The organism is Vulcanisaeta souniana JCM 11219 (genome assembly GCF_026000775.1).
Taxonomy (GTDB): Archaea; Thermoproteota; Thermoprotei; order Thermoproteales; family Thermocladiaceae; genus Vulcanisaeta; species Vulcanisaeta souniana.
In genome coordinates, this window is record NZ_AP026830.1 from 2,035,453 (window position 1) to 2,050,980 (window position 15,528).

Annotated in this window: 16 protein-coding genes; 12 read left to right on the forward strand and 4 right to left on the reverse strand. The window is 44.7% G+C overall.

Going from position 1 to position 15,528, the window contains the following annotated elements; translation table 11 throughout:
- The first annotated feature begins 79 nt into the window (after window positions 1-79).
- A complete protein-coding gene (locus Vsou_RS11085; RefSeq protein WP_054844499.1) occupies window positions 80-622 on the forward strand; it encodes a hypothetical protein in 543 nt (180 codons plus the stop codon).
- A 119-nt stretch (window positions 623-741) separates the two neighbouring features.
- Window positions 742-1,086: a hypothetical protein gene (locus Vsou_RS11090; protein ID WP_188604211.1), complete on the forward strand. Its 345-nt coding sequence runs from the start codon at window positions 742-744 to the stop codon at window positions 1,084-1,086.
- Here Vsou_RS11090 and Vsou_RS11095 read toward each other — a convergent pair.
- Together Vsou_RS11095 and Vsou_RS11100 are read right to left on the reverse strand one after the other, a co-directional pair.
- On the reverse strand, window positions 1,079-1,423 hold the full coding sequence (locus Vsou_RS11095; RefSeq protein ID WP_188604212.1) for a hypothetical protein: 345 nt from the start codon (window positions 1,421-1,423) through the stop codon (window positions 1,079-1,081). The two genes, Vsou_RS11090 and Vsou_RS11095, sit on opposite strands and share 8 nt — an antisense overlap.
- A gap of 62 nt (window positions 1,424-1,485) precedes the next feature.
- Window positions 1,486-2,358, reverse strand: coding sequence for a serine protein kinase RIO (locus Vsou_RS11100; RefSeq protein ID WP_229709967.1), 873 nt, complete (start codon window positions 2,356-2,358; stop codon window positions 1,486-1,488).
- Window positions 2,359-2,562: 204 nt separating this feature from the next.
- Between Vsou_RS11100 and Vsou_RS11105 the strand changes: the two genes are divergently transcribed.
- From Vsou_RS11105 to Vsou_RS11140, 8 genes are all read left to right on the forward strand, one after another.
- Window positions 2,563-2,901, forward strand: a complete 339-nt coding sequence (locus Vsou_RS11105; RefSeq protein ID WP_229709968.1) for a 4Fe-4S dicluster domain-containing protein — start codon at window positions 2,563-2,565, stop codon at window positions 2,899-2,901.
- Window positions 2,885-4,066, forward strand: coding sequence for a 2-oxoacid:acceptor oxidoreductase subunit alpha (locus tag Vsou_RS11110; protein WP_188604214.1), 1,182 nt, complete (start codon window positions 2,885-2,887; stop codon window positions 4,064-4,066). The genes Vsou_RS11105 and Vsou_RS11110 overlap by 17 nt, the downstream gene beginning before the upstream one ends.
- Window positions 4,063-4,899: a thiamine pyrophosphate-dependent enzyme gene (locus Vsou_RS11115; RefSeq protein ID WP_188604215.1), complete on the forward strand. Its 837-nt coding sequence runs from the start codon at window positions 4,063-4,065 to the stop codon at window positions 4,897-4,899. The genes Vsou_RS11110 and Vsou_RS11115 overlap by 4 nt, the downstream gene beginning before the upstream one ends.
- Before the next feature lie 111 nt (window positions 4,900-5,010).
- Window positions 5,011-5,601, forward strand: coding sequence for a 2-oxoacid:acceptor oxidoreductase family protein (locus Vsou_RS11120; protein WP_188604216.1), 591 nt, complete (start codon window positions 5,011-5,013; stop codon window positions 5,599-5,601).
- A 4-nt stretch (window positions 5,602-5,605) separates the two neighbouring features.
- Complete coding sequence (locus tag Vsou_RS11125) at window positions 5,606-8,995, forward strand: hydrogenase iron-sulfur subunit (RefSeq protein WP_264890729.1); 3,390 nt, start codon at window positions 5,606-5,608, stop codon at window positions 8,993-8,995.
- A gap of 5 nt (window positions 8,996-9,000) precedes the next feature.
- Window positions 9,001-10,125, forward strand: a complete 1,125-nt coding sequence (locus Vsou_RS11130) for a (Fe-S)-binding protein (RefSeq protein ID WP_188603255.1) — start codon at window positions 9,001-9,003, stop codon at window positions 10,123-10,125.
- A gap of 1 nt (window position 10,126) precedes the next feature.
- Window positions 10,127-11,107 (forward strand): electron transfer flavoprotein subunit alpha/FixB family protein, encoded by a 981-nt coding sequence (locus Vsou_RS11135; RefSeq protein WP_188603256.1) that lies wholly within the window; start codon window positions 10,127-10,129, stop codon window positions 11,105-11,107.
- On the forward strand, window positions 11,107-11,901 hold the full coding sequence (locus Vsou_RS11140; protein ID WP_188603257.1) for an electron transfer flavoprotein subunit beta/FixA family protein: 795 nt from the start codon (window positions 11,107-11,109) through the stop codon (window positions 11,899-11,901). The genes Vsou_RS11135 and Vsou_RS11140 overlap by 1 nt, the downstream gene beginning before the upstream one ends.
- Window positions 11,902-12,004: 103 nt before the next feature.
- Here Vsou_RS11140 and Vsou_RS11145 read toward each other — a convergent pair whose 3' ends face one another.
- Together Vsou_RS11145 and Vsou_RS11150 are read right to left on the reverse strand one after the other, a co-directional pair.
- The gene (locus tag Vsou_RS11145) at window positions 12,005-12,322 is read right to left on the reverse strand and encodes a translation initiation factor aIF-1A (RefSeq protein WP_054843726.1); all 318 of its coding nucleotides are present in this window, start codon (window positions 12,320-12,322) and stop codon (window positions 12,005-12,007) included.
- 46 nt (window positions 12,323-12,368) lie between these two features.
- Window positions 12,369-13,307 carry a 60S ribosomal export protein NMD3 gene (locus Vsou_RS11150; RefSeq protein WP_188603258.1) on the reverse strand — a complete coding sequence of 313 codons (939 nt, stop codon included), beginning with the start codon at window positions 13,305-13,307 and terminating at the stop codon, window positions 12,369-12,371.
- A 90-nt stretch (window positions 13,308-13,397) separates the two neighbouring features.
- Here Vsou_RS11150 and Vsou_RS11155 point away from each other — a divergent pair, with 90 nt between their 5' ends.
- Together Vsou_RS11155 and Vsou_RS11160 are read left to right on the forward strand one after the other, a co-directional pair.
- Window positions 13,398-14,327 carry a S1C family serine protease gene (locus Vsou_RS11155; protein ID WP_188603259.1) on the forward strand — a complete coding sequence of 310 codons (930 nt, stop codon included), beginning with the start codon at window positions 13,398-13,400 and terminating at the stop codon, window positions 14,325-14,327.
- A gap of 58 nt (window positions 14,328-14,385) precedes the next feature.
- The gene (locus Vsou_RS11160) at window positions 14,386-15,528 is read left to right on the forward strand and encodes an alkaline phosphatase family protein (RefSeq protein ID WP_188603385.1); all 1,143 of its coding nucleotides are present in this window, start codon (window positions 14,386-14,388) and stop codon (window positions 15,526-15,528) included.

Consider the following 15,528-nt stretch of genomic DNA (forward strand, 5'->3'; position numbering starts at 1 on the left):
TTACATTGAGGACACAAAACAAGTAGATCTTAATTGTTAGGGTTAAATATTGATATTATAGTGGTATTCCTTGAATACTATGTCGGTTAATACAGGGGGTATACAGGACTATGTTAGGTACGTATACGTACTATCGCTAGTATCTGCGCTAGCCATGGCGATTGCAGTGGATTACGTACTAACTGAGTTGTGGATCTACGGCACTGCTGATTTAACGATATTAGTGATAACGCCTGTGTTCATGTTCATGATTTCAATGCTTGTCGTTTCATCAATAAGTATGGTCAAGCAATTAAAAGGTAATTTCGGTAAAATGTCCACGAAGGCCAAGGCATTGATGATGACTTATATATCATTCTTCATAGTAGCGCTGGTGTACTTCACATACATATCGGTAATTCACTACGCAGGGCTTGGACTTACTGTCTCTGATCCTCAATTGGTTGGCGATCACTATTTAGGCTTTGGTCTTGCACTTTACGATGCTGGATTGCTGACCACATCATGGCAATTAACTGAGGATTTAATGAATAACAAGTTCTCGACTCTGTATAGATTCTTCGTTAAAATGTTTAAATCTGATGATGAAAATAATGATGGTGGCACAATAGTTGTTAAATAATTCTATTTCTAATTTTACCTTCAAACATTCTTCCTACCTCAATTATTGCTTTGTTATTCACATAATACGTGTGGGTAGGGAGAGGCACATGATTTTAAAATAAGCCTGCAATGGCACTAATGGACATGCGAATAGCGGGATTAGTTGCTGACCTTTTAATGAGGACTTGCAATGCCAGTTCCGTGGAGAGGCAATCATTTACTGATGGGTCTAGGTACATGATTAGGTTTAGTGATAACAATAACATGGAGGTTCACCTAGTTGACAGGGGCGAGAGACTCTTTGCTGAGTTTTGGATTAGTACATACGCAACGCCAATCATGATCCTTGAATACATGTACTCAAACACAGAGCCATCCAGTGTCTGCAGGGAAATATGCGCACTAATAAGAATAATTAGTGACTCAATAACAAGGCAAAGGGCAGAAAAAGCCGCGGTGAAACAGAATAATCAACCTAAGTAATGTAATCCATTATTCCGCCCCTTCTACCCGTGGCTGTTTCAGTTGAGCCTGGTGACAATTCACTCACGAGGATTCTAACTAGGTCATCCCAAGTGAGCGTATTCCTAATGGACCAATCGATCAACTCCTGCGTGTGGTTGCTAAGTATTGAAAGAAACCTCTGCCAGTTAACACCCACCCTGGTCAACTCACGGTTCCAGTGATCCCACAGGTATTTCGCAACTTCATTACCAAACCACACAGCGAAGGAGTCGCAACTAGGACCACTACATGCACTCCTTCTCTTTACTATTCTATCCTTAATATCCCTGGGCTCTGGTGGCGTCGGTAGTGCCATCGCAATTTACATCATTAGAAGGCTTTTGGGTATTATATTAAGCTACCGCTTAACATTATTGCTTATGTTAAGTCATCTATTATTCTTTTGCCGTTTATTAGCAACCAACCTTCATTATCGCTGGTGACCTCGCCTTTATACCCATACCTACGCAGTAAGGCGTTAAACAATGCCTTACTTTTGAAGACATCAAGGTTATATTCCTTACCAAAGTACCTATTCGTGTTTTCTATATCCCTAAGTAATAATTCCATGGCATTTGGATGATTTGACTTAACTGCACTTCCCCAATCAATTATAACCAACTCACTACCCGTGTTAACTATGTTGAATTCACTCAGGTCTGCATGTATTATCTTACCCAGGATCAGTGCTCTTTCTATATACTTAATGATGGTTAAGTAAGCTGATGCTGGATCCTCGGGTGGTGCGTCCTTAATTAATGGGGCTGGCACGCCACTATGCCCACCATAACTTATGAACTCCATAACTAATATGTTTTTGTTGAAGGTTATTGGTTTAGGCACCCTAACGCCGGCATTATACGCATCATTTAAGTTACTGAACTCCCTCCTACACCAGTATTCAATTAATTTCCTTGTGTTGGTTATTTTTGCCCCAGCAAACCTCGGATCACCAAGTAGATACTTATACCTACCTCTTATGAACTGGGCTGTGGTTGTGTAAAATATCTTTAGCGCAATATCAGTACCCTCAGGTGCCCTGGCCCAAATGACCTTTGCCTCCTTACCCTGGGCGACTGGTCCATAAACCTCCTTAACGACTCCCCTGTTCATTAACTCCCTTAGTGCGTCTATTGTGTATTGGTTGAACACATCATCTACAGTCTTCAATTGATCAATGTCCTTAAACCTAAACCTTCTACTCTCAACTTTCTCCCTAATGATCCTATCAAGGTCCTCTGAATTACCCACTGTTGTAAATGAGCGAGGCTCCCCCATTTAAGCCCTAGTGTTGCTTATCTTACTGTTTTGCTTACTTTCATGATAAATATTCTAATGAATTCAAGATATAAATATGAATAAAAATGCATGTAAAAGGCTAGAATCAATGGGCTTTGTACGATTGAAGAAGGAAAAAGATTTAAAAACATTTCTAATGAAAAATAAACAATAAGTATGGTTCTGGCTCAACAGGATGAGGTATGGTCCATGCGTAGGCTCGTTAACCTTCACAAGATGAAGCGGCCGATTGGTAAGGTTATTGTAAACCCTGATCTTTGTAAGGATTGCAGGTTCTGCATTGAGTTCTGTCCCAACAATGTCCTTGAGGAGTCAAAGGACGTTAATATTAAGGGTTATCACTACCCAGTTGTGAGGCCGGGCAAGGAACTTGATTGCGTGGCATGCAGAATGTGCGAGAAGGTTTGTCCGGACTTCGCAATCACCATAGTCTCCGAGGAATACACAACATACGATAAGTACTACGGGGTGAGTAGGCATGCCCACGGTGGCTGAGCTTTACAAGAAGGACCTGGATAAATTACTGAGGCCTGGTATCCACTTCCTAGACGGTAATACCGCGGTTGCCGAAGGCGCAGTGACTGCTGGGTGTAGGTTCTATGGCGGTTATCCAATAACGCCATCAAATGAAATAGCTGAATACATGTCATATAGGTTGCCACAGGTCGGTGGTAAGTTCATACAGATGGAGGATGAAATAGGTAGTATAATGTCTGTACTGGGTGCGTCGGCTGCTGGTGTTAAGGCAATGACCGCCACATCAGGTCCAGGCTTCTCCCTAATGCAGGAGGAAATTGGGCTTGGCTCGATGCTTGAGATTCCAGCCTTGATCGTTGATGTAATGAGGGCAGGGCCATCCACCGGCATACCAACACTCCTAGGTCAAGGCGATATTCTCCAGGCTAAGTATGGTTCCCATGGTGATTACGAGGTTGTGGCTTACCTACCGGCTAATCCCCAGGAGGCATTCGACTTCACAATAAAGGCAATCAACGCGGCTGAGAGGTATAGGGTTGTTGCCGTTGTCCTTTCCGACCAATTAGTCGGTCATATGTATGGTAAAGTTAGGGTTCCCGAGTTTGATGAGATTGAGATCATCGAGAGACCAAAACCAACAGTACCACCGGATCAATATCTGCCCTATGATAGTAGGTACTTGGTGCCACCAATGGCTATTGCCGGTACTGGCTACAGGTCTAACAATGAATCATTGACACACACGGACAAGGGTTACCCAACCACTGATAGGGACGCGTCGTTTAAACTAATCATGAGGCTTGTCCGTAAGATCAGGGAAAACGAGAAAGAAATAGCCGAGTGGGAGGAGTACTTGCTTGATGATGCTGAGTACGTTATTGTGTCCTACGGTTCAACGTCGGGTTCCGTGAGAAGGGCAATAAAGGTACTGAGGACACAGGGCTATAGGGTTGGTATGCTTAGGCCGAAGACTGCATGGCCGTTTCCAGGCTGGGTTGTGGAGAACCTGGTCTCTAGGGGTGTTCAGAAGTTCGTAACTGTTGAGGTTAACATGGGCAAGATGTACCATGTGGTTAAGGAGTTCTCTAAGGGAGTTCCCGTGGAGCATGTACCGTACGCTCCTGGTTATATTCCTGAACCGGATTACGTAATAAACAATGTGAGGAAGGTGATAGAAAGATGAGTACGGAGGCTGAGGTAACAACCACGGGAGTTAAAGTAGAGCTTCCTAAGTCCTACGAGGACATAAAGGATTTGATAAGAGTTGATAGGTTACCGCATATCTGGTGTCCAGGATGCGGGTTGGGAATTCTACTTAAGTTATTGGCTAGGGCTATAAAGAACTCGGGGATACCAATTGAGAAACATGTCATAGTCACTGGCATAGGTTGCACTGGTAGGCTCGGTGGTTACCTAAAGTTGGATGCGTACCATGTGACTCATGGTAGGGCAATACCATTCGCCGTGGGTTTGAAAATGGCTAACCCAGAGCTTGAGGTAACCGTGGTTGGTGGAGACGGCGATATATTGGCTATTGGCGGTAATCACTTCATACATGCAGCCAGGAGGAATGATGATATTAATGTCATTATAGTTAATAACTTCATTTACGGAATGACTGGTGGTCAATACAGCCCAACAACACCAAAGGGCGCCAAGACAACCACATCGCCATACGGTCACTATGAGAACCCATTCAATGTACCATTACTAGCCTATGCAGCGGGAGCCTCATATGTAACTAGGTGGACCGTTCTCCACCAGAATGAACTCTATCAGTCTCTCCTGGAGATGTTTAAGGTCAAGGGCTTTGCCGTTGTTGAGGTCTTGTCGCCCTGCATAATCTATACTGATAGGAATGCCATGGGTGATGCTGTTGATCTAATGAGGGTCCTTAAGGAGAGACCTGTGATTGACCATAGGGCTAACTTAGCTGATCTGGACATTGATTTTAGTATGAAGAAGATAATCCTGGGAAATTTTGTGAAAAGAGAGAGACCTGTTTCGTACGGGTAATAATCATAAAAATTAAACTTTTTTCTTATATAAACACATAATATTAAATAGTTTTTGTCAAAATAGAATAAGATTTATTAAGGATTCCTAATTGTTTATCAATAGAAAAATATGCTACAACAGCTCGATCAGATACGTATCAGGCTTATGGGGCTTGGTGGGCATGGCATTGTATTTGCTGGCAGGCTCCTTGGTATGGCAGCTGCCATGGGCGGCCTTGACTCAATATTAACAATAACATACAGCCCCGAGCAGAGGGGTGGTTGGTCGAGGGCTGATGTAATAATAGCTAAGGAGATGGTCGATTACCCACTCATTGATGAGGCTGATTTATTCCTGGCAACCACGCAGCAGGCATTTAACCTTGAATTCAAGAGTCTACGTAAGGGCGGTGTATTCATTTACGAAAGTACAATATACAAGCCCACGATCCCCAACTTAGGCAGTTATGTGGTGATACCAGTACCTGCCACAGAGATTGCAGAAAAAACCACAGGTAGGAAGCTAACGATGAACGTGGTTCTCGTTGGTATAATAACAGCAATCCTGGAGCCCGTTATAAAGGAAGATCACATAATTAATGCAATAAAGGGCATGACAAGGAGGGCGGGTAAACTCGATACATCGGTTCAAGAAATGAACATAAAAGCATTTCAGGCAGGGCTCGATTATGGTAAAAAGTACCTGCAAGAACTGAGGTGATTGTATGCCAACAAATAGGGTCCTCATCCTGGGTGGTGGTATTGCTGGTATTGAGGCTGCTCTTGCCCTGGCTAACATGGGTTATAGGGTTACGCTTGTTGAGAAGTCCCCTGCCATTGGCGGCAAGATGGCAATGCTCGACAAGACATTCCCAACACTGGACTGCAGCATATGCATAGAAGGACCGTTAATAAGTGACGTAGCTAGGCACCCACGCATTGAATTATTGTCTCCAGCCGAATTAATCGACCTAACGGGATCTCCAGGTGACTTTAAGGCTAGAATACTGGTTAAGCCCAGGTATGTTACTGACGATTGCACGAAATGTGGACAGTGCGAGGATGTGTGTCCGGTGGTCGTACCTAGCGAGTTCGAGTCGGGCATTGGCGCTAGAAAGGCAATATACCTACCATTTCCACAGGCGGAACCTGGAATATACATGCTTGACATAGATCACTGCCTCAATAAGCCACCGAATTATTTCCCTTGCGATAGGTGTGCTAAGGCCTGCGATAGGAATGCCATAATATACACAATGATGCCCAAGGTCATAGAGCGTGATGTGGCGGCCGTGATCATGTCGACCGGCTTCGAACTCGAGAAAGGCGAAATCCTCGGGGAGTATGGGTATGGCAGACATATGGATGTGGTGACATCACTCGAATTCGAGAGACTTGTTAATGCATCGGGTCCCTCAAGTGGTGTTGTTGTTAAGCCAAGTACTGGTGAGGAACCAGAGGACATATTACTCGTGTCCTGCATAGGCTCAAGAAACAATAGGTACAATGATTACTGCTCGGGGTTCTGTTGCACATACCTGCTTAAGCAGGGTATATACGCCAAGGTACTTCATGGCATTAAGAACGTCACATTAATGTACATGAATGATATTAGGACTTATGGTAAGGGATTCGAGAACTTCTTCGATAGAGCCCTCAAGGAAGGGGTAAACATTGTTTGGGGTAGGCCGGAGGTGGTTGGTGAGAGAAATGGTAAGATAATAGTCAAGTTTGAGGACACCAGGAATAAGAAGGTTACCATGAAGGAGTATGATATGGTTGTCCTGGCGCCCTCCATAAAACCAGTTAATGACATGGGCAAGTTAAGTAAAATATTGAGCATTTCATTGAATAGGGCTGGCTTTGTAAAGACTGAGTCTACAAACCCCACGTTAACAACAAGGCCTGGTATTTTCGTTGCAGGGTCGGTTAGTGGCCCTCGGGATATCTCAGAATCCGTGGTTACTGGATTAGCTGCCGCAGTACAGGCAACCAGGTATGCAAGCCCTGGGGTGATTGAAGAGGAGAAGTATGAGGAGAAGATAGAGCCATACCCAATCAGGGTCGGCGTTTTCGTATGCCACTGCGGTACAAATATAGCTGGTGTAGCCGATGTACCAGCATTAGTAGAGGCGGCTAAGCAGATGCCAGGCGTTGTGCATGCCGAGGATCTCCAATTTGCATGTGCCAAATCATCACTGGATAGAATGACAGAGGTGATAAAGGAGAAGAAACTGAACAGGGTAGTTGTCGCTTCATGTTCCCCAGTCACTCATCTTAGGTTTTTCCAGGATGCTGCGAGGAGGGCTGGTCTTAATCCTTACCTCGTGGAGATGACGAATATTAGGAACCTGGACACATGGGTCCACAGCGATAGGAGGGCAGCCACCGAGAAGGCAAAGGACATGATAAAGATGGCGGTAGCTAAAACCCACCACATGGTACCCCTACAGACAATAAAGCTACCAGTAATTAAGAGGGCCTTAGTCGTTGGTTGTGGACCAGCTGGCCTAGCAGCAGCCACTGGATTAGCAGGAGCAGGTATTGAGACTATGCTTGTTGAGAAGGCCAACGAGTGTGGTGGTATGTTAAGGCGTCTAAGTAGGCTTGAACCAGAGGGCTTTGAAGCTAAGAAACTGCTTGATAGGATGGTTGAGGAGGCTAGGGAGGTTGGTGTTAAGTTCGTGCTTGGTACTACTATTAAGGATGTCTCTGGATTTACAGGCAATTTCCATGTCGTACTCAGCAATGGTTCCGAGTTGGATGTTGGCGCTATAGTCGTAGCCACGGGCGCCAAGCCCTATATACCAACTGAGTTCAATTACGGTAAGGACCCCAGGGTGCTAACAACGCTGGATCTTGAGAATGGGAAGACCGTTGATGGTAAGAACGTGGCCGTAATAAACTGTGTTGGTTCCAGGACAAGCAATAGAGGATGTTCAAAGTACTGCTGCGCAGTGGGCCTGAGTAAGGCAATTGAATTAAGGAACCAGGGTAAGAATGTAGTCCTAATTTATAGGGATATAATGGGTGTTGATCCCGAGGTCGAAGACCTATACAAGAAAGCTAGAGACGCTGGTGTTTTGTTCATTAGAGTGCCAAGGAAGGCGGAGTTAACTGAGGCTATAAAGATGGATAATGATAAGTTGATAGTTAATGATGTTGAGTTAGGGGATGATGTTGAGGTATCATTTGACAATGTCGTCCTTAACATAGGCTTAGTACCGAGTGAGGATACAGACGAGGTCTCTAAGGTTTTGAGACTTTCTAGGGATCAGGAGGGTTTCTTGATGGAGGCTCATCCGAAGCTTGGCCCGGTGGATACGATGACACCGGGCATATTCATAGCAGGTGCCGCCAGGGGTCCGAAGAACGTAGCCGAGACAATAGCGGAGGGCTACGCGGCTGCATCAAGGGCATTGATGATGCTTGCCCAGGGTTACGTTACCAAGGAACCATTCATTCCGAAGTTTGACTGGTCTAAATGCACTAAATGCGGTCTTTGCATTAAGGCTTGTCCCTATGGCGCCATTAGGGGTGTACCCGGTAAGTGGATCGAGCACGTACCAGCCGCTTGCCAGGGTTGTGGTTCATGCGTTGCTGAGTGCCCGCAGGATGCTATAGCACTTGATGCACTAAGTGATGATGCTATCATGGCTCAGATTGATGCTGCCTTGGCTGAGGAGCCTGAGAGGAAGGTTGTCATGTTCACCTGTGCCTACTGCTCCTACTGGGCTGCCGATAATGCCGGTATATTTAAGATGCAGTACCCACCATACGCGAGGATAATTAGGCTTCAGTGCAGTTCTAGGTTGGCTTGGAGGCATGTTAAGCATGCCTTTGAGCTTGGTGCTGCTGGGGTCTTTGTGACTGGTTGTAGGCTTGGTGACTGCCACTACATAACGGCCAATTACAACACGGTCAAGAGATTCGAAAACTGGAAAAAGAGACTGAAGAACATAGGCATGAAAGAAGAAAGATTCCAAATGAGACTGTTTGGAGCGCCTGATGTGGTTGACCTAGTGGAGACTATGAGAGAGGCCGAGAAGGTCGTTAAGACAGTGACTAAGGAGGAGATTGAAATGACAAAACAAAGAATCAAGCAATTAAGGTGATGAACATGCCAGTAACCGTTAACTTCGGCCTTAGGGAGGAACTCCTTAAGTTGGTGCCCACACTAGGCCTTTGTTATCAATGCGGAACATGTAGCACCTACTGCCCAATAACGGATGAATCATACAACATTAGGCTAATCGTTAAGAAGGCTCAACTTGGTGTTGTTGAACCAAAGGACTTTAAGGTCATTTGGGACTGCGTAACCTGCGGTACTTGCCAGGCCCTGTGCCCCAACAATGTCGAGATTGTGAATCTCGTAGAGATAATTAGGACAATGGCCATGAAGTCCAAGGTATTCCCAACAAAGATTAATGAGATACTCTGGAAGATTTATGAGAACCAGAACCCATGGGGCTACACAGTCACTGATAAGAGAAGATTCTTAGCTCAATTCAGTAGTTTAATTAATAATGAGAACCCAGATGTGGTTATTTATCCATGCTGCTTATCAATTGGAGATCCAAGAGTTCAGAAGCACATTAAGGCCTTGATTAGGGTATTGACCAAGGCTGGCCTCAAGGTAGGCATATACACTGGTTTATCTTGCTGTGGCGACATTATTGAGCATACAGGTAATAAGGCATTCTACGAGGAATACACAGCAAAGTTGAGAGACTCAATAATGAGTAACATTAAGGCTCCAGTAATAGTGACATTATCACCACACTGTGAGTATTCCCTTAAGAAGTATCTTAAGGGCATTAAAGTGATTCATTACGTAGAATTACTTGATGAGCTTATACGTAATGGTAAGTTAAAGATTGATAAGAAGGCAGACATTACCGTAACTTATCATGATCCATGTTACTTATCTAAGCATCAAAGGATCATTGAGGAGCCCAGGAGGGTGATCACTTCAGTACCTGGCGTTAGGCTTGTTGAAATGATCCACTCAGGGGAGAAGTCCCTCTGCTGTGGCGCCGGCGGTGGAGGCATAGCCCTAGAGACTAGGGTATCCACTGATTTATCAAAGCGTAGGTTAAAGGAGGCAATCGACACGGGTGCTTCTGTTGTGCTCACCGCATGCACCTACTGCTTCAGGATGCTTGAGGATGCAAATAAGGTAGTGAAAACAAACATGAAGGTTATGGACCTAGTTGAGTTCCTAGATAGTATTATGGGTGATTAGCATGAGTGAATGGAGGGGAATATCCGTATTTATCGAGCAGGATAATGGCGAGCTAGAAGGGGCTTCACTTGAGGTTTTAACGAGGGCAGGCGAGCTAGGAAGGAAGTTTAATGAGGATGTTCTCGGCATATTACTGGGCCATGAGTTGAAGAATATAGCTAAGGAGTCCTCCCAGTATGGCGCCGATAAGCTCATTGTAGTTAATCATCCTGACCTAAGGCATTACAATAGTGATGCTTATACAGAGGTCATGGCTTACCTAATTAATAAGTACAGACCTAGGTACTTATTATTACCAGCCACTAGGAATTCGAGGGATCTGGCTGGTAGGTTAGCAGTTAGGTTTAGGGCTTGTTTGAGCGCCCATGTTATTATGGTTGATATTGATGAGAGGGATAGGAAGTTGGTCACTGCGGTACCTGGCTTCGGTGGTAACATAGTTGCCACTGTAGTTTGTACGAGTGGTAAACCCGAAATGGCTACTGTAAGCCCAGGAACCTACGAAGCAAAGCTGAGCAACAAGGAAGCTACTATAATTGAGGAGACAATACCCGAGGGTGCGTTGAGAGGTCGTAGAATAGAGCTTATGGAGAAGAAGACCTCACCAATGCCGGATTTATCAAGGGCTGAGAAGGTCGTCGTGGCTGGTCTTGGCACTGGCGGTGATCTGGAGTTAATTAAGGAATTTGCAAGTTTAATAGGGGCTGCAATTGGCGTTACGAGGCCCCTTGCAGACATGGGCTTAATGCCCAGGGACTATCAAATAGGTACCACGGGAGTTTCATTGAGGGCTAAGACCGTATTTGTGTTTGGCGCAAGTGGTGCTCCGCACTTCGTCTACGGCATTAGGGACTGTGGCACCATAGTTGCCGTCAATACTGATAAGGAGGCACCCATATTTGAGAACTGCGATTACTGCGTTGTGGCTGACCTATTTGATTTACTTAAGGTGTTGATAAAGGAAATGAGGGGTGGTAAGTGATGGCATCTCTCAGGAATATAATAGTTACAATGAAGGTAACGCCGAAGCCCGAGGAGATTAGGTTCGACCCAACCACCAAGACTGTTGATAGGTCTAAGGCAACCAATGAAATAAATCCAGCAGACAAGAACGCCCTAGAGTTAGCTCTGCAATTAAAGGAGAAGTATGGTGGTAGGGTTGTTATACTGTCCATGGGTCCGCCATTCTGGGATCAATTCCTTAAGATGGGCATAGCAATGGGTGCAGATGACGCAGTGCTAATAAGTGATAGGGCATTGGGCGGCTCTGACGCCTTTGTAACTTCTAGGGTACTCGCGGCAGCAGTTAAGAAAATAGGAGATTACTCACTTGTTATTGCTGGTGAGGAGAGTGAGGATGGCTCAACAGGGCAAGTGCCTCCCGGCATGGCCGAGTGGTTGGGAATTCCTGCCGTTACGTATGTTTCACAGGTCACTGATGCTATGGAAGACTCAATAATTGTTAAGAGGACTATTAAGGGCGGCTATGAGACAGTTAAGGTTAAGTTACCTGCAGTTATATCGGTAGAGCTTGGTATAAATACACCGAGGTTTCCTGACTTCGAGAGACTACAGTGGGCTCAAAACGAGTTTAAGACAACCATATGGGGCATTAAAGACCTGGGCATTGCAGAGAATGAGGTCGGCTTTAAGGGTTCGTTAACTGCCGTAACCGAATTAAGAGAATTAAGGCCACGTGAACGACTACGTCAATTCATCGAGGGAAGTCCCGAGGAGATAGCCAGAGAGTTAATTAAGAGACTCGGATTGAAGTGAAGTTCGACTTACTCCATTAGCTTAAATTGACCTAGTTCAAAATATAGTTATTATTATATTAATTGGTTATTAAGTGGGGAACCCGTGAGAACGCCAGTATCCATTAACCTGCTAACTCATCTAATTGACTTAGGACTTCGGCATAGCCGCTTTGCTTTAATTCATTGACTTCATTCCTCTCGTACTTATATACCAAGTCGGCTCTGTTTGGTTCGAAGTCCCACGGAACCACGAGTATGTAATCACCAATCCTAAGCCACATCTTCTTCCTATACTTACCAGGTATCCTGACGAGCCTAATCTTGCCATCCTGGCACACAGCCTTCGCCCTGTCATCACCAACTAATTCCACAACCTTAGCAAACATCTCTCCCTCCTCCGGTAAGCGTACCTTACTTCCCTGCTGGTTTTCCTTAGGCATTCTCCATAGTTGATCGGTATGCGTTTATAAACCCAACCTTTATAGATCAACATATGTCATTAAGTAGATACCGTTCATCATCAATAACAATCTCTAATGTCCTCGAGCCATTCACCTCCATGCATCTCACCTCGTGGTTCGGTATCGTAATTTCGTTCTTAATTATATCATTTAACCTAATATTAATGATTTCCTTACTGACGATGTTTAGTAACCTGACAGTGCTTTGTGAGTAGGTAAGTACGTAATAGGGCTTATTCATGTACATTATCACCGAGCCACGGTTTAGTGGGACTAGGAACACACTAATGCTTAGTTTAGTAATTACCTTATCTCCGCGTCCCTTAATCACGCTTTGGCTTTCAAGTACTCTACTTGGGATCGTCTTATGTATCCTATGGGCTATAGATCTGGCGAGCCCTTGATCCGAGAGCTTTATGTCGAATCCTCCTGGCGCATCATCAATCCTCAGGAAACCACTCCTCTCTGTATCCCTCATTGTTTCTTTCTTCACTATATCGATGATCAACCTCTTGAGTTGGTTATCCATGGGTATCACGCTCCTGACCTGTATAATGGCTCTCTCCTTCTCATTGATCATATCCCTACACCTCGGGCATAATTCCTCACCATACCTAACTCTGATCTGTACTTCCTCGTCGTAGTCACTGATGAGGTCGTGGACGGTACCCCTAATCTTAACGATGGAGGTGTTTAATCCATGCCTTAGCCCAAGGCTCTCTATGGACGTGCTTTTAACACTGCCTAAGTACTCGATGGACTCTAGGATTAGTTTCTCAATTACCCTGGGATCCCTTACCCACCTGCCCTTATATAGTATTGCGCCGCAACTTGGGCATCTTACAATGCCCACGAATTCCCTCTTAACCCTGGCCAATGGGTGGGTCTTCCTATAGCAGTCTGGGCATAGTCCCTCGATTAGTATTTCGGTTTCTCTACCACATAGTGCACATATTCTACGCATTTCTCCAATCAGAGGTCCCTTAGGGAGGGGCTAAATAAATCATATTTCCTCGTACCATAATACTTAATACAGTAGGCGCGGGATCAACTTGTGGGTGGAGATATAGAGTCGAGGATCACGGATATTGTTAATGAGATGAGGTCATCAGTCGTGAGTATAATAACGACTAGGTTGATGGTTGATGAGTGGTTGAATGCAGCACCAGTAAGGGGCATTGGCACTGGTTTTTTTATTGATAATGAGCATGTGGTTACTGCAAACCACGTCGTGCAAGACGCCACGGAATTAATAGTGGTTACACCAGGCGGTGATGAGTATGAAGGTGAGTTATTGGGTAGGGACCCAGAGTTTGATGCAGCGTTGATAAGGGTTAGTGGTGCTCGATCCATAAAGTCCGTCAAGCTCGGCGACTCTGATAAACTTAAAGTGGGCCAGATGGTGATTGCCATGGGTTATCCCCTAGGCCTGCTTGGGGAACCCACAGTAACACTGGGTGTTGTTTCCGCAATTAGCAGGAGTATAAGGACTCCGGTTGGCGTTCTTGAAGGCTTGATTCAGACCGATGCAGCAATTAACCCGGGGAATTCAGGCGGGCCCCTGCTTAATCTTGATGGCGAAGTAATTGGTATGAATACTGCAATAATAGCCGGTGCGCAGGGAATTGGGTTTGCCGTACCCATAAACCTGGTTAAGTTAACCATCGATGAGATACTGAGGTTCGGTAGGGTAGTTAGACCTAGACTGGGTATATATGGCATTGACCTCAATAAGCCCATGGCCAAGTACTTCAAGTTACCCGTGGACAAGGGCGTGCTTGTGGTGGGAGTTGTTCCTGGTTCACCTGCTGACGATGCTGGTATTAGACAGGGAGATGTCATTACTGCAATTGATGATGAAGAATTATCAAGCATAGTTCAACTAAAGGTTCACTTGACCAAGAAGTTTATTGATGGAGTCAACACGTTTGATTTGATGGTGACAAGGGGCAGAACGAGATATAGAATTAAAGTTAGCATATGATTATTTTACACTGAATGTTAAGAGAGCTAAATTAAAAACTAGGTTGTTAATTCATGTGATGAATGAATTAGCAACACCCGATTACTCAGGACTTAGTATACAAAACCTGGCTAATACACTATTGTCCCATTTCGAGGCAGTACCCAGGGGTCCTAAGCTGAAACTTGACCTTGACCTTAATGACCAAGTAGTGCTCATACTAATCGATGGACTTAGTTACCAGGACTTAATGAATACCATGGGTGGCTCGCTCCAGGTAAGTAAATTGTATAAGATAAGCACTGTGTTCCCGACTACAACGTCCACAGTATTAACAACACTATTCACTGGGTTAAGTCCAGGGCAGCATGGTGTACTTGGCCCTAATTTATACCTCAAGGAACTCGGTACCATAGTTAATACATTATCCATGAGTCCGATAATTGGCGAAAGAGATGGTCTTTACAAATCGGGTCATGACTTGAGGAGACTCTTCCCAATTAGATCAACTATATTTGAGGAATTAAGTAATATGGGCATTAGGAGCAGGGTTTATGCCCCTAAGGGGCTTGTTGGTGGTTTATCAAGGATAGCGTATGCCGGTGCAGAGATTGTGGAGTATGTAACTCCTTATGATGCGATAATAAATGCGGCTAGGTTTCTGAAGGAGTATGAGGTTGGTTTTGTTCACATATATGTAACTAGTGTGGATTCTACGTCGCATAAGTACGGTCCTGATTCCGAGGAATGCAGGGTGGTGATTAGGGAAACTGTTGATTCAATAATTAGGTTGGCCAGGAATTATATGAGTGATTTCACCGTGCTTATTACGGCTGATCACGGGCATGATCATGTTAAAAATAATGTAAAGGCCAATGATTTGCAGGGATTAATGAAGTTGCTGGATGCACCACCCTATGGTGATGCAAGGGCCGTTTACCTGAGGCTCAGTAAGGAATCGAGTATTGAGGTATCCTCATTGTTGAGTAAGTATGGCGTATCTGGTTATTTCCTGAGCAGAGATGAAGCTGTGGGTAAGGGTTTATTTGGTGAGATTTCTGAGGACGTTATCGACAGGATCGGCAATGTGATCTTTATACCGAATAGTGGCTCAGCCTTTATTTACCTCTATAAGCCGGAGAACGAGGAGGTATTAACATTGAAGGGACAGCATGGTGGCTTAACTGAGAGAGAACTCTACGTGCCATTGATTCAGTTATAG